The following is a 25,456-nucleotide window of genomic DNA, read 5'->3' as shown; positions in this document are numbered from 1 at the left end:
CAATTGCGATTGGCGCGAGCCACACCTTAAATGAATCAGGAGACGACATGAATCAACGATTGAAAAGCGTCATAACGCTGCTTGCGGCAGCCTGCGCGCTGGCCTTCGCCACCGGCGCCGCGGCGCAAAGCGCCGGCCAGTTTACCGCCAAGATCGGCGTCGGCAAGATCACGCCGAAGGTCGACAGCGGCGCGATCTCGGCGCCGGCGCTGCCGAACAGCCTAGTGGACGTCGGCAGCGATACGCGGCCGGTGTTCATCTTTGCCTATGGCCTGACCGACCATATCTCGGCCGAGCTGGCGCTGGGCGTGCCGTACACGCACAAGCTGTACGGCGCCGGCGCCATTGCCGGCACCGGCCAGCTCGGCACGGTCGAGGTGCTGCCGCCCAGCCTGTTCATCCAATACCGTTTTTTCCAGCCTGAAGCGATGCTGCGGCCGTTTGTCGGGGTTGGCGCGACGTATGTGTACTTTCAGAAGGAAACCGGCTCGGGGCAATTGACGGCGCTGCTCAACACGGGCGGTCCGGCCACCACGTTCGAGATCAAGTCGAAAGCGGCGCCATCGCTGCAGGCAGGCCTGGCGTTCAACATCAATCCGAAATGGTTCGTCGACCTGACGGTGGTGAAGACTTTCCTCGAAATCGAACCCAAGTTCTCGACCGGGCAGACGCAGAAGATCAAGCTCGATCCGCTGGCGGTGGTGGTGGCGGTCGGCTATAAGTTCTGATCTTGCTGGACGTAAAAAACCCGCCACGGCGGGTTTTTTTTCGTCCCGGCACAAGCTCAGGCAACGCTGTCGAGAAAGGCGAGTATTTCGGCAAGCAAGATCGGCTGGTATGCCGCGCGATCGAAGCCGGCCGGGTCCTGCGACGGCGCAAAGCCGGGACCGGCCATGCCGGCAGGGAAGGGGCTCTGGAATGCGTGATGGCCGGCGTTCGGCACGACCTGGAAGTCGACCCTGGCCGGATCGCGCACGCCCTGCTTGACGAGGTCGGCGTGCAGATGATGCGCGAGCTCGTCGCGCTGCGCCGTCCTCAGCATGATCGGCACATCGACGCCGGCCAGCGCGCCGTCGGCGCCGAACCAGCCGCAGGCCGGCGCCAGCAGCACCAGCGCGCTGATGCGGGGATCGGGCGCCACCGCCACCGCTTCGCCGGCAACGGCCTTGCCGCCAGCCGCCGCCAGCGCGGTATAGCCGCCCATTGAATGCCCGATCAGCGCGGCCTTGTCGTCCAGCAGGTGCGGCCCGATGACGCCGTCGGCAAGGACGGCGTCGATCGCCAGCCGGACATGGCGGGGGCGGTTCGCCAGGTTCGCCAGCGTTCCCTGCAGGCTGTTGTCGGCCCGATTATTGCCAGGATGATCGAGCAGCACCACGACACGGCGGGCGCGCGCCAGGCCCACCGCCAGGTCGCGATGAGTCAGCGAGGAGCCGCCGCCGCCGTGCGAAATGAGCACCAGCGGCAGGCCATGCCCGTGCACAGGCGCATCCAGGGCGACCTCGATCTCGTACGGGCCGAACTGCGCGGGGCGCGGCGCTGCCAGCGTCGGATAGAGGATATGCAGGGCGAGCGCGACGCCCTGCACCGGGTCGCGCACCTCGACCGAGATCCAGCCGGCGTTGCGCGCGGGCGCGCCCGGCGCCAGCTCCATGCGGGCGAGCACCGTCTTAAGAGAACGCCTGGATGCCCGTCTGCGCGCGCCCCAGAATCAGCGCGTGGATGTCGTGCGTGCCTTCGTAAGTGTTGACCACCTCGAGGTTGACCATGTGGCGGATCACGCCGAATTCGTCGGAGATGCCGTTGCCGCCCAACATGTCGCGGGCGACGCGGGCGATGTCGAGCGACTTGCCGCACGAGTTGCGCTTCATCATCGACGTGATCTCGACGGCGGCGGTGCCGGCGTCTTTCATGCGCCCCAGCTGCAGGCAACCTTGCAGGCCGAGCGTGATTTCAGTCTGCATGTCGGCCAGCTTTTTTTGCACCAGCTGGTTGGCCGCCAGCGGCCGGCCAAACTGTTGACGGTCCATCGTGTACTGGCGGGCAATGTGCCAGCAGTCCTCCGCCGCGCCCAGCGCGCCCCAGGCGATACCGTAACGGGCTGAATTGAGGCACGTGAAGGGGCCCTTCAGGCCGCGCACGTCGGGGAAGGCGTTTTCGTCCGGGCAGAACACGTTGTCCATCACGATCTCGCCGGTGACGGAAGCGCGCAGGCCGAACTTGCCGTGGATCGCCGGCGCCGACAGGCCGGCGGCGCCTTTTTCCAGCACGAAGCCGCGGATCGCGCCTTCATCGTCCTTGGCCCAGACGACAAACACGTCGGCCACCGGCGAATTGGTGATCCACATCTTGGCGCCGGAGAGCGCATAGCCGCCCGCTACTTTCTTGGCGCGGGTGATCATCGAGCCGGGATCGGAACCGTGATTCGGTTCGGTCAGGCCGAAGCAGCCGATCCATTCGCCGGAGGCCAGCTTCGGCAGGTATTTCTGGCGCTGCGCCTCGGTGCCGAATTCGAATATCGGCACCATCACCAGCGACGACTGCACGCTCATCATCGAGCGGTAGCCGGAGTCGACCCGCTCGACTTCGCGGGCGATCAGGCCATAGCAAACGTAGTTCAGCCCAGAACCGCCGTATTCGGTCGGGATGGTCGGCCCCAGCAGGCCCAGTTCGCCCATCTCGCGGAAGATCGACGTGTCCATCCGTTCGTGGCGAAACGCCTCGAGCACGCGCGGGCGCAGCTTGTCCTGGCTGTACGCATGGGCGGCGTCGCGCACCATCCGCTCGTCGTCGCTGAGCTGGTTGTTGAGCAACAGCGGGTCATCCCAATGAAACTGGGCTTTGGGGATTGCTTCTGGTCGGTTCATGGGAGTCTTGGTCTGGGTGGGCGGCTTAGGCTAGCGCTTGCGTGCTGCCGAAGCGGCCGTGATGGAAAATCAGCGCCGGCTGCGGATGCACGGCGCACTCTTCGACTTCGCCGACGAAAATGACGTGGTCACCTTCCGGGTAGCGGCTGCGATTGTGGCACTCGAACCACGCGGCGACCCCTTTCAGGATCGGCTGCCCGGTGCGCGAGAGCTCGTAGTCGGTATCGGCGAACGGATTGGCGCTGCGCCGCGAAAAACGCTCGGCCAGCTCGGCCTGGCCGGCGGCGAGCACGTTGATGACGTAGTGCGAGTTGCCGCTGAAAACCGGCATGCTGTTGGCGCCTTCGCCCAGGCTCCACAACACCAGCGGCGGATTGAGCGACACGGAATTGAAGGAACTGGCAGTCAGGCCGCGGAAGCTGCCGTCGGCCAGCCGCGTCGTGATGACCGTGACGCCGGTGGCAAATTGCGACAATGCCAGGCGAAACTGCGCCGGATCGACTTCGCGCGAGGCGTCGCGGGGGGAGCTTGTGTTCATTGGTACCCTGTGTATTTAAGCCATTATGCCAAATTTGCCGGCCGAGATGTTATTCGCGCAAGCGCAGGCTGCGCTGCTGCGCGCTTTGCGTTACAGTTAACCGTGTGAAAAAGCTTATGTCTGGGGTGTGCGATGACAAACCAACCGGAAGTGGCAATTTTCGGCGGCGGGTGTTTCTGGTGCCTGGAGGCGGTGTATCTCGAGGTGCGCGGCGTCACCCGCGTCGAATCGGGCTACATGGGCGGGCACGAAGCCGTTCCGACCTACGAGCAGGTGTGCGCCGGCGTCACCGGCCACGCCGAAGTGGTGCGGCTCGAATTCGACCCCGCGCAGATCAGCTACCGCGACATCCTCGAAATGTTCTTCACCATCCACGATCCGACCACGCCGAACCGCCAGGGCAATGACGTCGGCACCCAGTATCGCTCGGCCATTTTCTTCACGTCGCCGCAGCAGGAAGCGGTGGCGCGCCAGGTAGTGGCCGAGATGGCCAACGTCTGGGACGCGCCGATCGTCACCGAAGTGACGCCCGCGGCGACCTGGTACAAGGCCGAAGCGTATCACCAGGACTACTTTCGCCAGCATCCGCTGCAGGGATACTGCGCCTTCGTGGTGGCGCCCAAAGTGAGCAAATTCAGGAAGACGTTTGCCAATCACCTGAAGTGAGCCGTCCCGCCGGCGCGGTACATGTAGCGGCGCGACCAGGGAATGGCCACCGGATCCTGGCCGGCCTTGCCGCACACCACCTGGTAGACGCTGATCCAGTCATGCTCGAACGCATAGGTGCAGCCGGCCAGGTACACGTGCCAGATGCGAAAGCGCTTCGGGTCGGTCAGCTGGCGGATCCGCTCGGCATTGGCCTCGAAATTTTCGGTCCAGAGGGCGCAGGTGCGCGCGTAGTGGCGGCGCAGGTTTTCCACGTCGCGCACCTCCAGACCGCCTTCCTGCATGCTGCGGATCACCGTGCCCAGGTGCGCCAGTTCGCCGTGCGGAAACACGTAGCGGTGGATGAAGCGGCCGCCGCCGTAGGGCGTGCCGCGGTGATGCAGGTCGGTGCTGGTCAGGCCGTGGTTCATCGCCACGCCGTTTGGCGCCAGCAATTCGTTGATGCGCCTGAAGTATGCGGTCAGCTGGGCCACGCCGACATGCTCGAACATGCCGACGCTGGTGATGCGGTCGAAGTGGCCGGCGACGTCGCGGTAATCCTGCAGCCGGATTTCGACCAGGTGCGACAGGCCCGCGCGCTCGACGTGCTCGCGCGCCAGCAGCGCCTGGTTTTCGGACAGCGTGATGCCGACGCAGCGGGCGCCGAAGCGCTCGGCGGCGCGGATGACGAGCGCGCCCCAGCCGCAGCCGATGTCGAGCAGCGTCTGGCCGGGCCGCAGGTCGATCTTGGCGAGGATATGGTCGATTTTTTTGAGCTACGCCGTGGCCAGGTCTTCGGCGCCGGTTTCGAAGTAGGCGCACGAATACACCATCGACGGATCGAGCCAGGCGCGGTAGAAGTCGTTGGACACGTCGTAGTGGTACTGGATGGCCGCGGCATCCTGCTTGCGCGTGTGGCGGCTTCCGAGCAGCCCCATGATGCGGGCGGCGAGGCCGCGCCGGTCCTGCATTCCGGTGCGCGCCAGCGCGTTGACGACGGCGATCATGTCGTTGGCCCGTCCGCTCACTTCGATCGCCCCCTCGACGTACGCGCTGCCGAGGTTATACAGCGACGGCGACAGCAGGTAGCGCAGCGCCGACGGGCGCGGCACCCGGATCGTCACGCGCGGTACCTCCTGCGAAAAGTCGAGTTGCTGGCCGTTCCACAACACGATGCGCAAGGGCAGGGCGAGCTGGCGGCGCATCGCTTCGTTCCAGTGGCTCAGTCGAATCTGGTTGAACATGCTTCACCTCCCACGTTCCGCGCCAGATGGTCGGCGCGACAGGCGGCCAGCGCGCCGCCGACGGCGGCCTACGGCTGCAATCGTTGCCGCGCCCAGCTGCCATCCGGCTGCAGCGTGTACACAATGCGGTCATGAAAACGCGAACGCCGGCCCTGCCAGAATTCGATTCGTTCCGGCACCAGTCGGAAGCCGCCCCAATTGTCAGGCCGCGGTGGCGCCTCGCCATACTGGCGCGCCACCGCTTCGTAGTTCTCCTCCAGCGCCGCGCGGTTGTCGATCGGCGCGCTTTGTACCGATGCGATCGCCGACAGCCGGCTTTTCAATGGCCGGCTGTGGAAATACTTGTCGCTTTCTTCCGCCGAAGTGCATTCTACTCTTCCTTGGATGCGAATCTGGCGTTCAAGTTCGCTCCAGAAGAAGAGGATTGCGGCGTGTGGATTGGCGGCCAGTTCCTGGCCCTTCTGGCTGTCGTAGTTGGTGTACCAGGTAAAGCCGCGGCGGTCGAACTGCTTGATCAGCACGATGCGTGAGCTCGGCTGGCCGCCGGCGCCGACGGTCGACACGCTCATTGCGTTCGGTTCGTGCACTTCGGCCGCCAGCGCCTGGTCGAACCAGGCGGTGAACTGGTCGATCGGGTCGGCCGCGACATCGGCCTCGTTCAAGGTTGCCTGGCCATAATCCTTGCGCAGCGCGGCGACCGCCTCGCCCGACGCTTCCGGGACCGGCGCCGGCGCAATCCCGCGCCGTGCCTGCATCGCCGCGCCCAGTTGCGCCATCTGCGCGGGGCTGAAGAGCCGCTTGGCCATCGGCGCGATGTGGACTTCTTCGCGCTCCATGTGGCCGAGGTAGCGCTCGGCAAAGGCCAGCACCACCGGCGTCGACAGGGTCGCGGCGCTGCCGGCGGCGATCAGGGCCAGCTCCTCGTGCAGGGTTTGCCACATCGCATCCATGGCGTCGTGGTCCTGCAGGATGCTCGGCACCAGCATCGCCAGCGTGGCCGCGTCCTCACCCTGCGCCACCGCCTGCAGCATCGGCACCAGGTTCTCTTCCTCGTCGGCGTGGTGCAGCGGCGCGGCCTGGTCGAAATACTTCATCACGGCGCGGGCGGCGTCGCGCGCCTGCTCGTCGGCGCCGTGCCGGGGCAGGTGATCGAGCAGCTTTTGCAAGGTCGCCAGTTGCTTGCGGATGCGGTCGTGGCAGTGTTTGAGAACGGCGACCGGCTGGTCGAATCCGGGCGCGGTATCTGGCAGGGCGTTCATGTTCATGGTCTTTCATGGGTTTTTCGTTGACTAAGGAACATTTTAGAGCAGTCCACGCGGCAACGTCCGTTAAAATGCACTGATGAAATCCCTCAACACTTCTGCAGTCCCGGACGTGGCCGGACAAGTCGCGCACGACATCGACTTCGCGCGCCGTTTCGGCGGCATCGCGCGGCTGTATGGTCAGCCTGCGCTGGAACGCTTTCAGGCGGCGCACGTCTGCGTGATCGGCGTTGGCGGCGTCGGCTCATGGATCGTCGAGGCGCTGGCGCGCAGCGCGATCGGCGCGCTGACCCTGATCGATCTCGACAACGTGGCCGAATCGAACATCAACCGCCAGATCCAGGCGCTGTCGGACACGATCGGCCAGGCCAAGATCGACGCGCTGGCCGAGCGCATCGCCCAGATCAATCCGTACTGCAAGGTGACCCTGGTGGAAGACTTCATCACGCCCGACAATATCGAGCAGATGATCGGCGCCGGCCGTTACGACTACGTCGTCGACGCCATCGACAGCGCCAAGTCGAAGGCGGCGCTGCTGGCCTGGTGCCGCGCCCACAACATGCCGGTGATCACCATCGGCGGCGCCGGTGGCCAGACCGATCCGACCCGGATCGCGGTGCGCGACTTGTCGAAGACCGAGCAGGAGCCCTTGCTCAAGAAGGTGCGCAAGCTGATGCGCACCAACCATGGCTTTCCGCGCGGCGAGAAAAACAAGTTCAACGTCGACGCCGTGTTCTCGATGGAGCCGCTGCGCTTTCCGGCCGACGAGGCGAACTGTTCGCTCGACGCCGACCAGCGCGGCGTGACCGGCATCAACTGCGCCGGCTTCGGCTCGAGTGTGGTGGTCACCGCCAGCTTCGGCATGGTGGCCGCTGCGCACCTGCTGACCAAGCTCGCCGAATAACATGTGACATCGTCGTCCAGAGCGGGGCTGGGCAGCCAATCACGGCCTTGCTATGATAAGGTTGCAGAACTACCCAGTTTGACCTTCCCTAAATGAAGAAAGAAATCACCATGATTCGTCGCTCCCTCATCCTCGCCATGCTGTGCGCAGCCGCAGCCTCGATGTCGCACGCCGCCGGCCAATCCGCCCCCGCCGCGCCAGCGGTCGCCGTCGAAACCAATCCACTGGTCAAGATCGACAACGTCGTCGGCACCGGCAAGGAAGCCATGGTCGGCGCCAACGTGGTGGTCAACTACACCGGCTGGTTCTACAAGCCGCTGGCGCCGAAGCAGCGCGGCCGCAAGTTCGACTCGTCGCTCGACGCCGGCCGCGAGCCGCTGGTGTTCCAGCTCGGCGCCGGCCGCGTCATCAAGGGCTGGGACCAGGGCGTGGCCGGCATGAAGGTGGGCGGCAAGCGCACGCTGATCATCCCGAGCGAACTGGCGTACGGCAAGAAGGGCGCCGGCGGCGGGTCCATCCCGGCCGATTCCGATTTGATTTTCGATGTGGAACTGCTCGACGTCAAGTAAGCTCGACACCAAAGTAAGCGCGACACCAAAGTAAGCTCGACACCAACCAGCGGGAGGCACAGCATGAGAATTGCAAACGATGTCACTGAGTTGATCGGCAATACCCCGCTGGTACGGATCCGGCGCCTGGCCGAGGGCGCCGGCGCCGAGATCGTCGCCAAGCTGGAATTTTACAATCCGGCGCACAGCGTCAAGGACCGCATCGGCCTGGCGATGGTCGAAGCGGCCGAGGCCGCCGGACGGATCGGTCCCGACACCGTCATCGTCGAGCCAACCAGCGGCAACACCGGCATCGCGCTGGCGATGGTGTGCGCCGCACGCGGCTACAAATGCATGCTCGTCATGCCCGACACCATGAGCACCGAGCGGCGCACCTTGCTGCGCGCCTACGGCGCCGAGCTGGTCCTCACGGCCGGTGCCGAAGGCATGCTTGGCGCCATCCGCAAGGCCGAGGAACTGGTGCAGGCCAACCCGGGCTGGTTGATGCCGCAGCAATTTAACAATCCGGCCAATCCGGAAGTGCACCGCCGCACCACCGCCGAGGAGATCTGGCGCGACACCGATGGCGCCGCCGACATCCTGGTGGCCGGCATCGGCACCGGCGGCACCATCACCGGCGTGGGCGAAGTGTTGAAGGCGCGCAAGCCGGGCTTCCAGGTCATCGGCGTGGAGCCGGAAGCGTCGCCGATCTTAAGCAAGGGCACCAAGGGGCCGCACCCGATCCAGGGCATCGGCGCCGGCTTCATCCCCGACGTGCTCAACACGAAAATCTACGACGAGATCGTCACCGTCAAGAACGACGACGCCTTCGCCACCGCGCGGGCGGCGGCGCGCGACGAGGGCTTGCTGGTGGGGATTTCCTCCGGCGCGGCCTTGTGGGCGGCAATCGAAGTGGCGCGCCGGCCGGAAAACGCCGGCAAGCTGATCGTCACGATCATCCCGTCGTTCGGCGAGCGCTACCTCAGCACGGCACTGTACGCCAACCTGGCCGGCTAGTGCGCCGCCTGCCCGTGCAGGGAGCAACCGTGGGTGGTGGTTCCCTGTTCGATCTGCAAGGTGCAGTGGTGAATCTTGAACTCCGCCTTCAGGTACGCGACGATATCGTCGATGTGCTGGTCACCCGGATAGCCGTCCGGCATCACCAGGTGCGCCGTTAGCGCCGTTTCCGTGGTGCTCATCGCCCAGATGTGCAAGTCGTGCGTTTCCGACACGCCCGGCCGCTGCTGCAAGAATTCTCTCACCTTGTGCGGGTCGACATTGGCCGGCACGCCGGCCAGTACCATGCGCAGCGATTCGCGCAGCAGCGACCAGGTCGACAGCGCGATCAGCACGACGATGGCGATACTGACGGCCGGGTCGATCCGGCTCCAGCCGCTGTACATGATGGCCACGCCGGCCACCGCCACGCCGAGCGAGATGGCGGCATCGGCCGCCATGTGCTGGTAGGCGGCGCGGATGTTCAGGTCGTGCTTGCTGCCGGCCATGAACAGCCAGGCCGAGATGCCATTGATCACCACCCCGACCAGCGCGACGATCGTCACCGTCCAGCCGGCCACCGGCGCCGGCGCGCTGAAGCGCTGCACGGCTTCCCAGCCGATCGCGCCGCACGCCATCATCAATAGCAGCGAGTTGCCGAGCGCGGCCAGGATCGACGAACTGCGCAGGCCGTAGGTGAAGTTGCGGTTCGGCGCGCGCTTGGCCAGGATCGCCGCGCCCCACGCCAGCGCCAGGCCGAGCACGTCGGACAGGTTGTGGCCGGCATCGGCCATCAGCGCGGTCGAGTGGGCGATGAAGCCGTAGGTGAATTCGACGGCGACGAACACGATGTTCAGGCTGATGGCCAGCGCGAACGCGCGCTGGTTGCCGTGCGGATCGATCTGGTGGTGGTGGCCGTGGCCGCCATGATCGTGGTCGTGATCGTGCTTCGGCGCGCTCTTGGCGGCGTGGCCGTGGTCGTGATGGTCGTGGTCGTGATCGTGGTTGTTGCTCATGCGTGCTTAATTCCGTTCAGTACGTCAGGGCTTTTGCAGTTCGGCCTGGATCTTGTCGCGCGTCTTGGCGTCGAGCTTCTGGACAATCTTCGCCAGCTTTTCGCCCGTGCGCAGTGCGCTCGCCTGTTCTTCGCTCAGTTCCTTCGCCTGCACGATCGGCGCGGTTGCCGGCGCCGGCCGGAAGAAGATCGCCTGGCCCAGCAGCACCAGCACGGCGCCCAGCAAGGCGGCTGCGCCGGCGATCGCCATCGTGCGCTTTTCGGCGCTGACGGTCGCTGCCGCCGGCGCCGCCGGTCTTGTCGATGATGCCGATGATACGCCGATGCCGCTGTCGCGCAGCCGCGCGGCCAGTTCGGCGGTGGCGTCGTCGAGCAGCGCCACGTGACGCTCGACCGCTTCGGCCAGCACCGCCTCGTTCAGCGCCACCAGCGCGAACACCGGATCGTCGACATCGATCTTGACGCCGGTCTTTTCAAACACCAGGGTGCGCAATTTTTGCTGGTCCATGGCCGCTTACCAGGTGATCTTGTCGAGCTGCTCGAACAGGTCGCGGAACACGACCTTGATGCGCTGCTTTTCCATCACGTTGAACTTGTCGCTGGCACGCACTTCCTCGACCGTCATGCGGGCGATGTTCATCTTCTTGATGTCGGCGCCAAAGGTATCGGCATTGCGCTGTGACAGCACCACGCGCCCGACGACGCGCGCGGCGTTGTCTTCGTAGGTATGCGACTCGGTGAAGATCTTGCCGCTGGCCGATTGCAGCAGGCCGAAGTGCTCGTTTTCCCACAGCACCAGCGGCACGTTGGTCGACTTGGCGGTCGACACGAAGCCCATCGCCGTGTCGTGCAACGTGTCGCCGCCGCCGACGATGGTGTGGATGTAGACCTTGCGGCCCGATTCCTGCAGCATGGCAAAGCAGTCGTTCTCCAGCAGGTAGCCCATCAGCGGCGAAAAGGTGTTGGCGCCGTTGTCGACGACGCAGTTGCCTTCCGTTTCGAGCAGGTCGATCATCAGCGCGTCGAAGCGCTTCGGGTCGATGTTGCGGGTGTCGGTCATTACCGGCACGTGTTTCACGTTCATCGCCTTGTAGCGCGAAAAGGTGGCGTTTTCCTGGTCGGTGTCGTAGCAGCGCAGCGGCAGCTCGTCCTGGCCGGCAAGCCACTGCGCGAGGATTGTCGACACCAGCGTCTTGCCGATGCCGCCCTTGCCCTGCAGGATGAAGTGAACCGTGTTTTGCATCGAATGCTCCAATTAATAAATCTGTTTGCTTCAGTGGCAGCGCGCCGTGCCGCGGTCGAGCCGCGGCCCGTCCGCCGCCGCGTCCAGGAATTCCCACGCGTAGCTGTCGGCGGACAATACCAGCTTCAGCGCGCCGTAGCGGTTGGCGTCGCTCGCCTGGCTGTTGGGGAGCGGCCACTTCAGCGGCGTGGCAAACGCGCCGCCGGTCCCGACGACGAACTGGCGGATGCCGCTCGCGTCCTTGCGCCTGCCATCGGCGTCCTGCGGCGCGAAGCGCTCGTAGGTGTGGTCATGCCCAGCCAACACAAGTTCGGCGCCGGCCTCGTACAGCGCCTGCCAGGCGTCCTTCATGCGCGCAAAACTGCCATGCATCCCGGAACTATACAGCGGGTGGTGCCAGTACGCGAGCGTGCAGCGCGACGGCCGGCGCGCCAGTTCGGCGCGCAGCCAAGCCAGCTGGACCGCGTGTTCGGTCTTGCCGAGGTTGCTGTTGAGCGAATACAGGCGCCAGTGGCCGAGCTGAAAGCTGTAGTAGCCACGCCCGGCGGCGGCGCCGAAGTAGCCGAAATAGCCGGCCGCGCCCTTGGTGGCGTATTCGTGGTTGCCGGGCGCGGGCCAGGTGCGGCTCTTGAAGCGGCCCCAGGTCGGCCCGTAGCAGTCGGTAAATTCGGCCGGCGTGCCGACCGGATAGGTGGCGTCGCCCAGCATCAGCACGGCGGCATGCGGATCGGCGACCAGGCCGCTGACGATCAGGTCGGCAGTGGCGGCCGCACCCGAGCGCGCCGGATCGCCCTCGTCGCAACGGGCGATATCGCCGGCGGCGTAGACGGTGACGCTCGACGCGGGCTCGGCCGCAAAGGCGGCCGGCAGCAGCAGCCAGCACGCGGCGAGGGCGCGCACCTTATTCAAGCAACTCAAGCAAGCGCTGCAGCGAATGCACCACGGTCTGCTCGCGCACCGCGCCGCGGTCGCCACCAAACAGCAGGCGTTCGGTGCGCACGATTGAACCGATGGCCCAGCCGAAACACACGGTGCCGACCGGCTTGCCGGGCACCGCGCCGCCGGGGCCGGCGATGCCGGTGGTCGACAGCGCCACCTGCACGCCGCTGTTGGCCAGTGCGCCGCTGGCCATCGCCGCCGCCACTTCCTCGCTGACGGCGCCGTGTTGCGCCAGCAGCGCCGGCGCCACGCCCAGCATCTGTTCCTTGGCAACGTTCGAGTAAGTGACGAAGCCGCGGTCGAACCAGGCGCTCGAGCCGGCCACTTCCGTGATCGCCTGCGCCACGCCGCCGCCGGTGCACGATTCGGCCGTGCACATTGTCAGCCGCTTCGCCTGCAGGGCCCGGCCGACGCGCGCGGCAAGGTCGATGATGTCGGGGGTCACGGCGTGTCCTATCTTAGTCGCTGGCGAAATGGTCGAAGCCGGCCAGCTGCAGGTTCAGTGGAGCGCCGCCGGCATCGACGAAGCGCAGGCCCTCGCCGGCGTCGATGACGCCAACGCGGGTGACGGCGGTGCCGCATCGGGCCGCCGCCGCTGCAATTGCGGCGCGCCGTTCGGGCGCCGCGGTGAAGCACAGTTCGTAGTCGTCGCCGCCGGCGGCGGTGAAGCGGCGCCGCAGCGCGCGGTCCTGGCCGGCCAGCACCGGCCCGGCCGGCAGCGCGTCGGCCTCCAGCGTGGCGCCGACGTTCGATGCGGCCAGCATGTGTCCGAGGTCGCCCACCAGTCCGTCCGAGATGTCGAGCGCGGCGTGCGCCAGCGCGCCGCTGGCCAGAGCGCGGCCGAGCGCCACGCGCGGCGTCGGCGCGTGCATGCGCGCGCCGGCAAGCTGCAAGCTGGCCGCGTCGAGCGCGCATTCGCCGCGGTAGCCGGCCAGCGCCAGCCGGGCGTCGCCCAGCGTGCCGGAAATCCAGACGTCGTCGCCCACTCTGGCGGCGTCGCGCCGCAGGGCCTGTCCGGGCGACAGTTCGCCGAAGATGGTAATGCAGATGGTCAGCGGGCCCCTGGTGGTATCGCCGCCGATCAGTTCGCAGTCGAAGGCGTCGGCCAGCGCGAACAGCCCGCGCGAGAAGCCGTCCAGCCACGCAGGATTGGCTTCAGGCAGCGCCAGCGCCAGGGTGAAGGCCACCGGCCTGGCGCCCATTGCCGCCAGGTCCGACAGGTTCACCGCCAGGCATTTGTGGCCCAGCATGCGGGCGTCGGCGCCGGCGAAAAAGTGGCGCCCCTCGACCAGCATGTCGGACGAAATTGCCATCTGGGCGCCGGCGCTGGGCGTCAGCAGCGCACAGTCGTCGCCGATGCCGAGGGTGGCGCGCGACGGCCGCGCGCGCGTGAAGTACTGCTTGATCAGGTCGAATTCGGAGAGCATGGGCAATTGTACCTTGCACCGCCGACCCCTAGTTTGGCACTAGTTCGGCCAGCAGCGACTGGCGCAGCGCCGGCGTGTGCAGCGACAGGCCGAAGCCGCGCACCAGGCCCTGCTCGTCGACGAAGCGGGCGATCGTGCGCTCGCCGTCCAGCGCGCTGATCCACTCGCCGCGGCTGCCGTGCGGCGGCGGCGCCAGTGCCAGCTTCAAGCTAGGCGTCTTGACCAGCACCGCGTCGGCCTTCAGGTCGATCGGCGTCGGCGTGCCGGCCAGCGTGGCGCCGATCGCGCGCGCCGCCGCCAGCAGCGGCGCAATGTACGGCATCACCGCGCCGCCACTGGCGGTGCTGTACTCGGCGCAGTCGCCGAGCGCATAGACGCCGGGCGCGCTGGTGGCGCCAAAACGGTCGATGGCGATGCCGCGCGCCGTCGCCAGTCCGGCCGCCTGCGCCAGCGCTATGGACGGGCGCAATCCCACTGCCGACAGCACCAGGTCGGCGTCGACACTGGCGCCATCGGCCAGGCTGACGACCAGGCCATCGACGCCGCGCCGCACGCTGGTGGCGGTGGTGCCCAGCTTGAGCGTGATCGGCAGCGCCGCCCACGCCTGCGCCAGCGCCGCCGACAACGCCGGCGCCGCCAGCAACGCCAGCGGACGCGCGTTAGGGTCGATCAGCGTGACCTGGTGGCCGCCGGCAACGAGGTCGTCGGCAAACTCGCAGCCGATCAGGCCGGCGCCGAGGATGGCCACCCGCGCCGGCCGGCCCAGCGCCGCCAGCCGCTCGCGCATCTGGGCGTAGTCGTCCAGGTGGTTGACTGAGAGGATGTCGGCGGCAGCGTCGCCGTCGATTGCCAGCCGGATCGGCTGCGCGCCGAGCGCCAGCACCAGCTGGCGGTAGCCGATGCGCTCGCCTTGCGCCGTCTCGATCACGGCCGCCGCACTGTCGATCGCGGTGACGGCGGTGCGCGCGAGAATGCGGGCGTCCAGCGTGACGGCCATCTGTTCGGCGCTGTGCGACAGCAGCTGCGCGGCCGCCTTGCCGAGGGCGAAGGCGTTCGACAGCATCGGCTTGGCGTAGGAGCCGCCGCTGTCGCCGGCGACGATCAGCAGCGCGGTATCCTTGTCGAGCTTGCGGAACTCGCGCGCGACGGCATAGCCGGCCATGCCGGCGCCGACGATCACAACAGGAAGCGGCGCGGTCATCTTACAGTTCCACCATCTCGAAGTCGGACTTGGCCACGCCGCAATCCGGGCAGGCCCAGTCTTCCGGGATGTCGGCCCAGCGGGTGCCGGCGGCAATGCCTTCGGCCGGCATGCCGACGCTTTCGTCATAAATGAAGCCGCAAACGATGCACTGGTAAGTTTTCATGGGTGGTCCTTGTCGGTGTAATTGATCGAATTGTAGTCGCTGGTTCAGGCTGCTGCGTTGAGCTTGTCGAGGGCGGCCTTGTAATGGTTCGCGTGGCGCTCTTCGACATTGGCCAGCGCGGCGAAGCGCTTGGCGGCAATTTCGAGCGTGCGCTTGAATTGCGCGGCGTGCACTTTCGACTCCTCGATCTGCTCGTCGTATTCGGCCACGGCGGCGCTGTTGCCTTCTTCGATCGCCAGGTGGCGGAATTTCGGGTACATCTCGGTGTACTCGTACGTTTCGCCCTCGATGGCAATTTCCAGCGAACGCGCCGGCGTCATCTTGTCCTTGGGGTACAGCAAGTCGAGGTGGCCAAAGGCATGCTGAACTTCCTGGTCGGCGGTGGCCTCGAACGCTTCAGCGACTTCGATCGCGCCGGCGGCGCGCGCCAGCTTGGCGAAGTAGCGGTACTTAATGTGCGCCATCGATTCGCCGGCAAAGGCGGCTTCGAGGTTTTCGATGGTGACGGATTTTGGCTGGGTGGACATGCGGCTCTCCTCGGTGATCATTAGTGAATTCAATCGGTATGCAAACAATGATAGCCTTAAACTGATCTTGCGTGAAATTGATCGTTTCCATCGCATCGATAGTTTTTATCATTCCGGTGATATAAAAATAAGCGATAGCTTGCTGAAAGAGTCATTCTGATAAAATCGTCATTCCCCGCGTACCAACAGGAAGGCAGCAAGCATGGATTCGTCATCTGAGAAAAAAGAAGAATTGCGTCAACAACTTCGGATTGCCGCACTCGAGTACCACGAGACGCCACGGCCGGGAAAGATCAGCATCGCGCCGACCAAGCAACTGCTCAACCAGCGCGACCTCGCGCTGGCCTACACGCCGGGGGTAGCGGCGCCGTGCGAAGAAATCGTCGCCGACCCCGCGAACGCCTATAAGTATACCGCGCGCGGCAACCTGGTCGCGGTCATCACCAACGGCACCGCCGTGCTCGGCCTGGGCAATATCGGCCCGCTGGCGTCGAAGCCGGTGATGGAAGGCAAGGGCGTGCTGTTCAAGAAATTTGCCGGCATCGACGTTTTCGACATCGAGATCAACGAAAACGATCCGGACAAGCTGGTCGACATCATCGCGTCGCTCGAGCCGACCTTCGGCGGCATCAATCTCGAGGACATCAAGGCGCCCGAGTGTTTCTACATCGAGCGCCAGCTGCGCGAGCGGATGAACATCCCGGTCTTCCACGACGACCAGCACGGCACCGCGATCATCGTCTGCGCCGCCATCATCAACGGCGTCAAGGTCTGCGGCAAGGACCTGAAGCAATGCAAGCTGGTGGTGTCGGGCGCCGGCGCGGCGGCGCTGGCCTGCCTCGAGCTGCTGGTCGACCTCGGCTTTCCGATCGAAAACATCACCGTCACCGACCTGGCCGGCGTGGTCTACACGGGCCGCACCGAGCTGATGGATCCGGACAAGGCGCGCTTCGCCCAGCAGACGTCGGCGCGCACGCTCGCTGAAGTCATCGCCGGCGCCGACATCTTCCTCGGCCTGTCGGCCGGCCGCGTGCTCAAGCCGGACATGGTGCGCCAGATGGCGGCCAGGCCGCTGATCCTGGCGCTGGCCAATCCGACGCCGGAAATCCTGCCGGAAGAAGTCAAGGCCGTGCGCGACGACGCCGTCATGGCGACCGGCCGGTCGGACTACCCGAACCAGGTCAACAACGTGCTGTGCTTCCCGTACATCTTCCGCGGCGCGCTCGACTGCGGCGCCACGACCATCACGCGCGAGATGGAAATTGCCGTCGTGTATGCGATCGCCGACCTGGCGCACGCCGAGCAGTCCGACATCGTCGCCTCCACCTACGGCATCAACAACCTGTCGTTCGGGCCGGAATACCTGATTCCGATGCCGTTCGATCCGCGCCTGCTGACCCACATCGCGCCGGCGGTGGCCCGCGCGGCGGCTGAATCGGGCGTCGCCACGCGGCCGATCGCCGACCTGCAAGCCTACGCGCAGAGCCTGCAGCAGTTCGTCTACCGCAGCGGCACGTTCATGAAGCCGCTGTTCCAGACCGCCAAGAGCACCCCTATCGAGCTCAAGCGCATCGTCTACGCCGAAGGCGAAGAAGAGCGCGTGCTGCGCGCGGTGCAGGTGGTGGTCGACGAAAACCTGGCGCGCCCGATCCTGATCGGCCGTCCGGCCGTGCTCGCGCAGCGCATCCAGAAGTTCGGCCTGCGCCTGAAGGTCGGCGAGCATTTCGACATCATCAATCCGGACCACGAAGAGCGCTATCGCGACTACTGGCAGACGTATTACCAGATGGCAGTGCGCAAGGGCGTGACGCAAGACTGGGCCAAGCTGGAAATGCGCCGCCGCCACAGCCTGATCGGTGCGATGATGATCCACAAGGGGCACGCCGACGGCATGATCTGCGGCACCTTCGGCACCACCTGGCTGCACCTGCACTACATCGACCAGGTGCTCGGCAAGCGCGCCGGCGCCAACGTCTACGCGGCGATGAACATTCTGATTCTGCCGGAGCGCCAGCTGGCCATCGTCGACACCCACGTCAACGAAAATCCCGATGCCGAGCAGATCGCCGAGATCACGCTGATGGCGGCCGAGGAGATGAACCGCTTCGGCATCCTGCCGCGCGCGGCGCTGCTGTCGCACTCGAACTTCGGCTCGGCCAACACCGAGTCGGCGCGCAAGATGCGCGCGGCGCTGGCGCTGATCCAGCAGCGCGCGCCGGCGCTGGAAGTCGACGGCGAAATGCACGGCGATGCCGCGCTCGACTCGGCGCTGCGCGACAAGAACATGCCGAACTCGACGCTCAAGGGCGATGCCAACCTGCTGGTGATGCCGAACATCGACGCCGCCAACATTGCCTACAACCTGCTGAAAACGGCGGCCGGCAGCGGCATCGCGATCGGCCCCGTGCTGCTCGGCTGCGCCAAACCGGTGCATATCCTGACGCCGTCGGCCACGGTGCGCCGGATTGTTAACATGACTGCGTTGTGCGTGGTGGACGCCGTCTCGCAACGCTGACAATATTACGACGACAATGGCGGAACATGTAAGTTCCGTCATTGCTTTGTAATAAATAGTAAAACAAAGTAATGCCGCGCCTCGCAGTTGAGCTTTCAAGCGATAATCACGCACCTTATGCATAAGGCGCCAGTTTCCTTATTGCAACTGGTTGGGACTGGTGTCTCTGTTACAATTGCTTTTGCCTGAAAATCCCGTGTGATTTTTGCGCAGACCGTCTCCTCCGAATACATTATGAACATGCAAACAAGAAAAAAGGCCCTCGTTACCGGTATCACCGGCCAGGATGGCGCCTACCTCGCACAACTGTTGCTCGATAAAGGCTATGCCGTTACCGGTACCTATCGCCGTTCCAGTTCCGTCAATTTTTGGCGGATGGAAGAACTTGGCGTTGAGAACCATCCGAATCTGTCCTTGGTGGAATACGACCTGACCGACTTGTCGTCGGGCATCCGGCTGATCGAATCGTCCGATCCGGACGAGGTCTACAACCTGGCCGCCCAGAGTTTCGTCGGCGTCTCGTTCGAGCAACCGGTGGCCACCGCGTCGATCACGGGCCTGGGCGCCGTCAACCTGCTCGAGGCGATCCGCATCGTCAAGCCGTCGGCGCGCTTTTACCAGGCGTCGACGTCCGAAATGTTCGGCAAGGTGCAGGCCATTCCGCAGGTCGAAGACACCCCGTTCTATCCGCGCAGCCCGTATGGCGTGGCAAAACTGTACGCCCACTGGATGACGGTCAACTACCGCGAGTCGTACAACATCTTCGGCGCGAGCGGCATCCTGTTCAACCACGAGTCGCCGCTGCGCGGGCGCGAGTTCGTCACCCGCAAGATCACCGACTCGGTCGCCAAGATCGAACTGGGCAAGCTCGACGTGCTCGAACTGGGCAACCTCGACGCCAAGCGCGACTGGGGCTACGCCAAGGATTACGTCGAAGGCATGTGGCGCATCCTCCAGGCCGATGAGCCCGACACCTTCATCCTCGCGACCAATCGCACCGAAACGGTGCGCGACTTCGTCACGATGGCCTTCAAGGCGGCCGGCGTCGGCGTCGAATGGAGTGGCGCCGGCGAGCAGGAAACCGGCCACTGCAGCCGCAGCGGCAAGCTGCTGGTGCGCATCAGCCCGAAATTCTACCGCCCGGCCGAAGTCGAGCTGCTGATCGGCGACGCGTCGAAGGCGCAGCGGGTGCTGGGCTGGACGCCGACCACCACGCTCGAGCAGCTGTGCGCGATGATGGTCGAGGCTGACCTGCGCCGCAACAAACTCGGCGTATCGTTCTGACATGAACCGCCTGGCCACCGACGCCTACCCGGCCCACGTGCAGCAAGGCGAAGGCGAGGGCAAGCGCGCCTTGATCACCGGCCTGCGCGGTTTCACCGGCTATTACGTCGCCGCCGAGCTGACCGCGGCCGGCTACCGCGTCTTCGGCACGGTGCTGCCGGGCGAACAGACCGGTCCCGACATCGTCGAAGTCGACCTGTGCGACCGCAAGGCGGTGGCCGCGATGGTCGAGCGGGTGCAGCCGGACGTTGTCGTGCACCTGGCGGCGATCGCTTTCGTGGCGCACTGCGACGCCGAACTGATGTACCGGGTCAACGTCGCCGGCACCCGCAACCTGCTCGAGGCGCTGGCCGCCGCGCGTCACCAGAGTTCGGCTGTGCTGCTGGCGTCGTCGGCCAATATCTACGGCAACGCCGACGTCAAGCTGATCGACGAGAACGTGCCGCCGGCGCCGGCCAACGACTACGCGGTATCGAAGCTGGCGATGGAATACATGGCCCGGCTGTGGATGGACCGGCTGCCGATCATCATCGCGCGCCCGTTCAATTACAGCGGGCGCGGCCAGGCGGAAAACTTCCTGTTGCCGAAAATCGTCAGCCATTTCCGCCGCGGCGAACGCAAGATCGAACTGGGCAACCTGGCCATCGCGCGCGATTTTTCCGACGTGCGCACCGTCGCCACCGCCTACCGCCGGTTGCTGGCGGCAGCGCCGAGCGGGCAGGTTTTCAATATCTGCTCGGGCCAGTCGTATTCGCTCGGCACCGTCATCGACACCGTCGCCGGCCTTGCCGGCTACCGCATCGACGTCGAAGTCAATCCGGCCTTTGTGCGCTCGAACGACGTGCTGAGCCTGGCCGGCAACAACGACAAGCTGACCAGCGTGGTCGGCGCCCTCGAACCGATTCCGCTGGTCGAAACGCTGCGCTGGATGTACCAGCAGTGAACCGGCTGCGCGTCGGCCTCGGGACGACCATGATCGAACCCGGGCTGACCGGCGGTCGGCTCGACGGTATCGGCGTCTACACCGACGCCTTGCTGCGCCACCTGCCCGGCGCCGGCTGCGACGTCGCCGGCTATTCGTATCCGCCGGTTGGCGCCGGCGCCGCCGCCATCAGCGTCGGCCGGCCGATGCCGCAGTCGTTCGAAGCGGCTTCGCTGCGCGACCTGGCCACCCCTGGCGTGCACCGCGTCCACATGCCGGCCGATATCTTCCATGTCACCGATTACCGCATCGTGCGGATGGACTGCCCGCTGGTGGCGACCTTGCACGACGCGCTGCCGGTCAGCCATCCCGAGTGGTGCAGCACGCGCCTGCGCGGCGTCAAGAACTGGCTGCAGCAAAAGGCCACGCGCAAGGCCGACCATGTGATCGCGCTGTCGCACTTCGCCATCGATGAACTGGTGTCGTGCTTCGGCATCGACCCGCAGCGCGTGACCGTGGTGCCGTGCGGCGTCGACGACGACTGGCTGCAGGCGCCCGACGAGGCGGCGGTATCTGCCACGCTGCAGGCCAACGGTTTGCGTCCCGGCTATTTCCTGTTCGTCGGCACGCTGCAGCCACGCAAGAACATCGGCCGCCTGCTGCAAGCGTACCTGCAACTGCCGGCCGCGGTGCGCGCCGAACGCCAGCTCGTCATCGTCGGCGCCGCCGGCTGGCGCTGCGAACAGCTGGTGAGCGAACTGGTGGCGGCGCGCCAGCGCGGCGAGCATGTCGTCTGGCTCGACGCGCTCACCGACGGCGCGGCGCTGCGCCATGTGTACGCCGGCGCCGGCGTGTTCGTCTTTCCTTCGCTGTACGAAGGGTTCGGCATTCCCGTCGTCGAGGCGTTCGCTGCCGGCGTGCCGGTGGTGGCGTCGAACACGACGTCGCTGCCCGAAGTGAGCCAGGGCGCCGCGCTCGAGGTCGATCCGCTCGACGCCGGCGCGATCGGCGCGGCGATGCTGGCGCTGCTGCGCGACGACGCGCTGCGCGAACGCTGCATCGACGCCGGCCGGCGCCGCGCCGCCGAGCTGACCTGGCGCGAAACGGCGCGCCAGACTGCAGCCGTGTACCATGCGGTGTTAAGCCGCTGAGTCCTTTGTCTTTGTATTGTTTGAACTGAGATTTATGCGCGTCCTCCATTTTTACAAAGACTATTTTCCCGACACCATGGGCGGCGTCGAGCAGGTGATCCGCCAGTTGTGCGTCGGCACTGGCCGCCTCGGCGTGCGCAACGAAGTGCTGACGCTCACGCGCAGCAAGGATTTGCGCCCGTTCGAATTCGAAGGCCACACGGTGCGCCGGGTGCCGCTCGACCTGAACATTGCCTCGAACGGCATTTCGTTTGCCGCCTTCGGCGAACTGCGCCGCCGCGCCGCCGAATGCGACGTGGTGCATTACCACTTCCCGTGGCCGTTCATGGACCTGGCCCATTTCGTCGCCGGCGTCGACAAGCCGACCCTGGTGACCTACCACTCCGACATCGTGCGCCAGAAGGCGCTGCTGCGCCTGTACCAGCCGCTCAAGCACAAGTTCCTGCGCAGCGTCGACACCATCGTGGCCACGTCGCCCAATTACCTGGCGTCGTCGGCGGTGCTGGACCGCTACCGCGACAAGACCCGCACCATCACGTACGGCCTCGACAAGAGCATCTACCCGCCGGCCGAGCCGGCGCGACTTGGCAAGTGGCGCGCCGCCGTCGGCGAGAAATTCTTCCTGTTCGTCGGCGTGCTGCGCTATTACAAGGGCCTGCACATCCTGCTCGACGCCGTTGCCAACAGCGACTATCCGGTCGTCATCGTCGGCGCCGGCCCGATCGAGGAAGAGCTCAAGGCGCACGCGGCGCGGCTCGGCCTGAAGCACGTCATGTTCGTCGGCAAGCTCGACGATGCAGACAAGGTTGCCCTGCTGACCTTGTGCTATGCGGTCGCCTTCCCGTCGCACCTGCGCTCGGAAGCGTTCGGCATTTCCCTGCTGGAAGGGGCGATGTACGGCAAGCCGATGATTTCCAGCGAAATCGGCACCGGCACCTCGTACATCAACATCCACGACGAAACCGGGCTGGTAGTGCCGCCGAGCGACCCGCAGGCGTTCGGCGCGGCGATGCGCACCTTGTGGCACAACCCGGCGCTGGCGCAGGCGATGGGCAAGCGCGCCGAGGAACGCTACCAGCGGTTGTTTACCGCCGAACGGATGGCGTCGAGTTACCTCGCGCTGTACCAGGAGCTGGTGGCGCGCCGCGCCGGCGCCTAGCTGGCCACCGTTGTTTCAATGGATGTCGCGTCAGCGGTCATCAATGTTATGCTGACTAGGTAGCCCGGCAATATTGGCCGGCGGCACCAAGAGGTTGTCGTATGAAGTCCACTCAAGCGGTTGTTGCGGTTCTATTGCTGGCGCCTTCGGCCCTCACCCTGGCTGAACCGGCTCACCTGCGGATCTACACCGAAGCGTCGCCGCCGACCAGCATGAAAGAAGGCGACCGGGTCATCGGCAGCGGCACCGAAAAAGTGCGCGAAATCATGGCCCGCACGGGCACCAGCTACACGATCGAGCTGCTGCCCTGGCGGCGCGCCTACACGTTCACCCAGCAATACGACGACGCCTGCCTGTTCTCGACTACCCGCACCCCCGACCGCGAGCACCTGTTTCAATGGGTCGGACCGACCGACTACGCCGACTGGGTACTGCTCGGGCGCGCCGACCGCGACTACAAGCTCGAGACGCTGGAAGACGCGCGCAAGTTGCGCATTGGCACCTACCACGGCGACGCGCGCGAGGACTACCTGCGCGCGCGCGGCTTCCAGGTCGATTCGGCGCCGCACGACATGGTTAACCCGCGCAAGCTGATGCTCAACCGGATCGACCTGTGGGCGGCAAGCTTCAAGCGCGGCTCGGCAGTGCTCGTCAGAAATGGCTGGCAATCGACGATCGTGCCGGTGCTGTCGTTTAACCGGGTCGAGGTGTACCTGGCCTGCAACCGCGCCGTGCCCGCCGCTCAGATCGACAAGATGAACGCGGCGATGGAAGCGATGGTGCGCGACGGCACCGCCAAGCGATTCGACGAGAAGTACGAAAAATGGCCGCGCGGCGGCGCTGGCGTTCAATAGCGAAAACAGACGCCACAGGATCGAAGGGCGTATATTGCGCGCACTGGCCCGCATAAAAAAGACATAAGCCGTTGATATGCAAGAGGATATGTCCGTGGTGCGTCGTGTTCGTCGTGCGTGGTGCCGGAGCCGGAATCGAATAATCGGCCCAACGGGCGTCGTGGTGCGATTTTGGGTGATTGTCGAGCTGTTTGGGCGTAACGGCGGACAGGCCGGGAACATCGATGGGGAAGGGCGGGGTGGTTGGAAGCTGCCGACGCCCGCCATACGGCACGCTCGTCCCCGCCAGCGTTACCACGACCTGTGTGGACTATTTGCAGACAATCTGAATGGTCTGCTTTCCAGGTGTCTGCTGTTTCAGGTAGCGGACCGTGCACTCCCTGATGCTGGGGTCGAGGCGTTTCGACAGTAAGACGGCACAGTCCTCCCCGTACCCGCAGTTGAGCCATTTTCCGTGTTCGGCTTCGATGTCGCCGAACCGGTAGCGGGTGGACGGCAACTGGCCCTTCTTGTTCACGCTCTCGCCACGCAGGATCGCGAGCGCCTCGGGGGGACCCACGGATATGCCGGCAGACGCCAGCTGCAGCGGGTACTGCACATGCGCTTTCCAGCTGGGGGGTGCGGTGACTGCAATTTCGACGGACGCAATCTCCGCCGGACAGGCGATTTGCGGCGCTGCCGCCGCCGAGGCGGGGGAGATGACCATGACTCCGGCAGCGATCAGGACACCCAAACGATAAGTTTTTCTCATGCGCGGCTCATTCGATTACCGAGAACGCGGCAGCGTTGTCGGACGGTGTTTCGAAGCTGCCGTCGGCACACGCCAGCGGCCGTTGACGAATGTCGCGAAGAAGCCGGTCACCGCCGACAAGAAGTCGATCAGGTTGTCCGTCGAGCGTGCGTCCATCGGCATACACATAGGGTATAGGTTCGTCCTCGGTTGTAGCTAACGTCTGATTGGAAATGGCCAAGTACTCCAGCACTTACGCATGTTGCTCAAGCGGCCGATCGAGCTCGTTGCAAGAAATCAAGTAAAGCCGACAGCGAGGGAATACCTGAGCGGGTGAACTGCACCCTGTTGTGCTTTGCTTAGGGTGACTTGCTGCGGATACCTGGTGTCCGCGCTTGCTTGCCTTCAACCGGCGCGCGAGTTGCCATGCGCTGGACGCAGACGAGGATGTCGCGCGGCTTGAGCGTCGACATGGCGGCTTTGCCGACGTAGGGGAAGACGTCTTTTTCGAGCCAGCCCGTTACCTGCACGCGTGTCGTCTCAGCCCGGTTGGCGGCAGTCCTCTGCAGCCACAGGCGCGCCACCAGTTCGAAGGTCTGCGACGCCGCGAAGATCTGGTCCTGCTTTTCCTCGCGCCGTGCCTGCGACGGATCGATATCGTTGAAGAGCAGGCGGCGCGCTTCGGCGCAGCGCGAGCGTTTTTAGCTTGCCCAGGAACCTGTAATCCATGCGCCAATACTTGCCGGCCGTCGTCACCAGAAGGTGGAGGCCGCCGCCGTCGGCGTGCTTTTGGCCTGCTGGCTTGGTGGTCTTGGCGTTGCGGATGAAGGTGTCGGTAAGTGCCATCCCATTCCCCCTGCCGGTACGGTATTTTCCAATTTGCATTGACGGTATACGTGCGCGCTGCATTGATTTTTGCTGAGACAACCTGAGCCATCAAAACGGCCGTTTGTCATAGGGGAGGAGGGGGATTTTGCGACGACTTGAGACCACTTGCTGCTGAGTGGTGGTGCGGGAGCCGGAACCGTGAAATGGCTTGAAACCCGCATGAATACTAGGTTTTCATTGTTCTTGGACATGTCTTGGATGCACTCATGGATGCAAGAGATATTCCGTCTTCGATTTTTGCTTTAGCCATCGCGCCTGGGTATTTCAGGCGATAAGGGCATGATAAATTTATTTTTTGTTGTTGGTGCCTAACAGGCTGTTGAAAAATCCCGCCGCCCTGTCAACGGGACGGCGGGGGTATACGTTGTGTAATGAGAACAACTTTCCCCTTCGAAACTATGCGCAAGACCGACGTCACCCAGCACGCCATG

General features: G+C 65.1%; 28 protein-coding genes and 1 pseudogene. 11 read left to right on the top strand and 18 right to left on the bottom strand.

Going from position 1 to position 25,456, the window contains the following annotated elements; genetic code table 11:
• Window positions 1–47 precede the first annotated feature (47 nt).
• Window positions 48–728 (top strand): OmpW/AlkL family protein, encoded by a 681-nt coding sequence (locus ACP7DD_RS12095; protein WP_426175057.1) that lies wholly within the window; start codon window positions 48–50, stop codon window positions 726–728.
• Window positions 729–784: 56 nt separating this feature from the next.
• Here the strand turns inward: ACP7DD_RS12095 and ACP7DD_RS12090 are convergent, their stop codons facing one another.
• From ACP7DD_RS12090 to ACP7DD_RS12080, 3 genes are read right to left on the bottom strand one after another with little or no spacing between them, the layout of a single operon-like run.
• Window positions 785–1,666, bottom strand: coding sequence for an alpha/beta hydrolase family protein (locus ACP7DD_RS12090; protein ID WP_426175056.1), 882 nt, complete (start codon window positions 1,664–1,666; stop codon window positions 785–787).
• Between the two features lie 4 nt (window positions 1,667–1,670).
• Window positions 1,671–2,867, bottom strand: a complete 1,197-nt coding sequence (locus ACP7DD_RS12085) for an acyl-CoA dehydrogenase (protein ID WP_426175055.1) — start codon at window positions 2,865–2,867, stop codon at window positions 1,671–1,673.
• A gap of 25 nt (window positions 2,868–2,892) precedes the next feature.
• Window positions 2,893–3,405, bottom strand: coding sequence for a flavin reductase family protein (locus ACP7DD_RS12080; RefSeq protein ID WP_426175054.1), 513 nt, complete (start codon window positions 3,403–3,405; stop codon window positions 2,893–2,895).
• Between the two features lie 132 nt (window positions 3,406–3,537).
• Here ACP7DD_RS12080 and msrA point away from each other — a divergent pair, with 132 nt between their 5' ends.
• A complete protein-coding gene (gene msrA / locus ACP7DD_RS12075) occupies window positions 3,538–4,071 on the top strand; it encodes a peptide-methionine (S)-S-oxide reductase MsrA (RefSeq protein ID WP_426175053.1) in 534 nt (177 codons plus the stop codon).
• Here the strand turns inward: msrA and ACP7DD_RS12070 are convergent.
• Window positions 4,059–5,294 (bottom strand): annotated as a pseudogene (locus ACP7DD_RS12070) (class I SAM-dependent methyltransferase). The gene msrA and the pseudogene ACP7DD_RS12070 overlap by 13 nt on opposite strands.
• Before the next feature lie 68 nt (window positions 5,295–5,362).
• A complete protein-coding gene (gene pdxH, locus ACP7DD_RS12065) occupies window positions 5,363–6,559 on the bottom strand; it encodes a pyridoxamine 5'-phosphate oxidase (protein ID WP_426175052.1) in 1,197 nt (398 codons plus the stop codon).
• A 76-nt stretch (window positions 6,560–6,635) separates the two neighbouring features.
• Between pdxH and tcdA the strand changes: the two genes are divergently transcribed.
• The 3 genes from tcdA to cysK all read left to right on the top strand — a co-directional run bounded on the left by tcdA (window position 6,636) and on the right by cysK (window position 9,025).
• Window positions 6,636–7,460 (top strand): tRNA cyclic N6-threonylcarbamoyladenosine(37) synthase TcdA, encoded by an 825-nt coding sequence (gene tcdA / locus ACP7DD_RS12060; protein ID WP_426175051.1) that lies wholly within the window; start codon window positions 6,636–6,638, stop codon window positions 7,458–7,460.
• A gap of 110 nt (window positions 7,461–7,570) precedes the next feature.
• Window positions 7,571–8,029 carry an FKBP-type peptidyl-prolyl cis-trans isomerase gene (locus ACP7DD_RS12055; RefSeq protein WP_426175050.1) on the top strand — a complete coding sequence of 153 codons (459 nt, stop codon included), beginning with the start codon at window positions 7,571–7,573 and terminating at the stop codon, window positions 8,027–8,029.
• Window positions 8,030–8,092: 63 nt separating this feature from the next.
• A complete protein-coding gene (cysK, locus tag ACP7DD_RS12050; RefSeq protein ID WP_426175049.1) occupies window positions 8,093–9,025 on the top strand; it encodes a cysteine synthase A in 933 nt (310 codons plus the stop codon).
• Here the strand turns inward: cysK and ACP7DD_RS12045 are convergent.
• Genes ACP7DD_RS12045 through ACP7DD_RS12005 form a run of 9 tightly spaced genes read right to left on the bottom strand, consistent with a single transcriptional unit; the run spans window position 9,022 to window position 15,522 of the window.
• A complete protein-coding gene (locus ACP7DD_RS12045; RefSeq protein ID WP_426175048.1) occupies window positions 9,022–10,020 on the bottom strand; it encodes a cation diffusion facilitator family transporter in 999 nt (332 codons plus the stop codon). The two genes, cysK and ACP7DD_RS12045, sit on opposite strands and share 4 nt — an antisense overlap.
• Window positions 10,021–10,044: 24 nt before the next feature.
• Complete coding sequence (locus ACP7DD_RS12040; RefSeq protein ID WP_426175047.1) at window positions 10,045–10,527, bottom strand: hypothetical protein; 483 nt, start codon at window positions 10,525–10,527, stop codon at window positions 10,045–10,047.
• A gap of 6 nt (window positions 10,528–10,533) precedes the next feature.
• A complete protein-coding gene (locus tag ACP7DD_RS12035; RefSeq protein ID WP_426175046.1) occupies window positions 10,534–11,262 on the bottom strand; it encodes a hypothetical protein in 729 nt (242 codons plus the stop codon).
• A 30-nt stretch (window positions 11,263–11,292) separates the two neighbouring features.
• Window positions 11,293–12,162, bottom strand: a complete 870-nt coding sequence (locus tag ACP7DD_RS12030) for a metallophosphoesterase family protein (protein WP_426175215.1) — start codon at window positions 12,160–12,162, stop codon at window positions 11,293–11,295.
• Window position 12,163: 1 nt separating this feature from the next.
• Window positions 12,164–12,646 (bottom strand): CinA family protein, encoded by a 483-nt coding sequence (locus ACP7DD_RS12025; RefSeq protein WP_426175045.1) that lies wholly within the window; start codon window positions 12,644–12,646, stop codon window positions 12,164–12,166.
• A gap of 13 nt (window positions 12,647–12,659) precedes the next feature.
• Window positions 12,660–13,628: a thiamine-phosphate kinase gene (gene thiL, locus ACP7DD_RS12020; protein ID WP_426175044.1), complete on the bottom strand. Its 969-nt coding sequence runs from the start codon at window positions 13,626–13,628 to the stop codon at window positions 12,660–12,662.
• Window positions 13,629–13,656: 28 nt separating this feature from the next.
• The gene (locus tag ACP7DD_RS12015) at window positions 13,657–14,829 is read right to left on the bottom strand and encodes an NAD(P)/FAD-dependent oxidoreductase (RefSeq protein WP_426175043.1); all 1,173 of its coding nucleotides are present in this window, start codon (window positions 14,827–14,829) and stop codon (window positions 13,657–13,659) included.
• A gap of 1 nt (window position 14,830) precedes the next feature.
• Window positions 14,831–14,995, bottom strand: a complete 165-nt coding sequence (locus tag ACP7DD_RS12010; RefSeq protein ID WP_426175042.1) for a rubredoxin — start codon at window positions 14,993–14,995, stop codon at window positions 14,831–14,833.
• Between the two features lie 44 nt (window positions 14,996–15,039).
• A complete protein-coding gene (locus tag ACP7DD_RS12005) occupies window positions 15,040–15,522 on the bottom strand; it encodes a rubrerythrin family protein (protein WP_426175041.1) in 483 nt (160 codons plus the stop codon).
• A 202-nt stretch (window positions 15,523–15,724) separates the two neighbouring features.
• On the opposite strand from ACP7DD_RS12005, the gene ACP7DD_RS12000 reads away from it, so the two are divergent.
• The 6 genes from ACP7DD_RS12000 to ACP7DD_RS11975 all read left to right on the top strand — a co-directional run bounded on the left by ACP7DD_RS12000 (window position 15,725) and on the right by ACP7DD_RS11975 (window position 23,407).
• Complete coding sequence (locus ACP7DD_RS12000) at window positions 15,725–18,037, top strand: NADP-dependent malic enzyme (protein ID WP_426175040.1); 2,313 nt, start codon at window positions 15,725–15,727, stop codon at window positions 18,035–18,037.
• Between the two features lie 240 nt (window positions 18,038–18,277).
• On the top strand, window positions 18,278–19,321 hold the full coding sequence (gmd, locus tag ACP7DD_RS11995) for a GDP-mannose 4,6-dehydratase (protein ID WP_426175039.1): 1,044 nt from the start codon (window positions 18,278–18,280) through the stop codon (window positions 19,319–19,321).
• 1 nt (window position 19,322) lies between these two features.
• Window positions 19,323–20,264: a GDP-mannose 4,6-dehydratase gene (locus ACP7DD_RS11990; RefSeq protein WP_426175038.1), complete on the top strand. Its 942-nt coding sequence runs from the start codon at window positions 19,323–19,325 to the stop codon at window positions 20,262–20,264.
• 29 nt (window positions 20,265–20,293) lie between these two features.
• Window positions 20,294–21,394, top strand: coding sequence for a glycosyltransferase family 4 protein (locus tag ACP7DD_RS11985; RefSeq protein WP_426175037.1), 1,101 nt, complete (start codon window positions 20,294–20,296; stop codon window positions 21,392–21,394).
• Window positions 21,395–21,428: 34 nt separating this feature from the next.
• The gene (locus ACP7DD_RS11980; RefSeq protein WP_426175036.1) at window positions 21,429–22,553 is read left to right on the top strand and encodes a glycosyltransferase family 4 protein; all 1,125 of its coding nucleotides are present in this window, start codon (window positions 21,429–21,431) and stop codon (window positions 22,551–22,553) included.
• Window positions 22,554–22,654: 101 nt separating this feature from the next.
• On the top strand, window positions 22,655–23,407 hold the full coding sequence (locus ACP7DD_RS11975) for a substrate-binding periplasmic protein (protein WP_426175035.1): 753 nt from the start codon (window positions 22,655–22,657) through the stop codon (window positions 23,405–23,407).
• Window positions 23,408–23,717: 310 nt separating this feature from the next.
• Here ACP7DD_RS11975 and ACP7DD_RS11970 read toward each other — a convergent pair whose 3' ends face one another.
• From ACP7DD_RS11970 to ACP7DD_RS11955, 4 genes are all read right to left on the bottom strand, one after another.
• Window positions 23,718–24,158: an STY0301 family protein gene (locus tag ACP7DD_RS11970; protein WP_426175034.1), complete on the bottom strand. Its 441-nt coding sequence runs from the start codon at window positions 24,156–24,158 to the stop codon at window positions 23,718–23,720.
• A 7-nt stretch (window positions 24,159–24,165) separates the two neighbouring features.
• On the bottom strand, window positions 24,166–24,378 hold the full coding sequence (locus ACP7DD_RS11965; RefSeq protein ID WP_426175033.1) for a hypothetical protein: 213 nt from the start codon (window positions 24,376–24,378) through the stop codon (window positions 24,166–24,168).
• Window positions 24,379–24,496: 118 nt separating this feature from the next.
• A complete protein-coding gene (locus ACP7DD_RS11960; protein ID WP_426175032.1) occupies window positions 24,497–24,721 on the bottom strand; it encodes a phage integrase central domain-containing protein in 225 nt (74 codons plus the stop codon).
• The gene (locus tag ACP7DD_RS11955) at window positions 24,678–24,983 is read right to left on the bottom strand and encodes an Arm DNA-binding domain-containing protein (protein WP_426175031.1); all 306 of its coding nucleotides are present in this window, start codon (window positions 24,981–24,983) and stop codon (window positions 24,678–24,680) included. Before ACP7DD_RS11955 ends, ACP7DD_RS11960 begins: the two co-directional genes overlap by 44 nt.
• Window positions 24,984–25,456: the final 473 nt, after the last annotated feature.

The sequence above is a fragment of the Massilia sp. TWR1-2-2 genome (genome assembly GCF_049897565.1).
GTDB lineage: Bacteria > Pseudomonadota > Gammaproteobacteria > Burkholderiales > Burkholderiaceae_D > JAFCUW01.
Note: the sequence above shows the minus strand (reverse complement) of the source record. Positions and strands in the feature narration are given on the sequence as shown.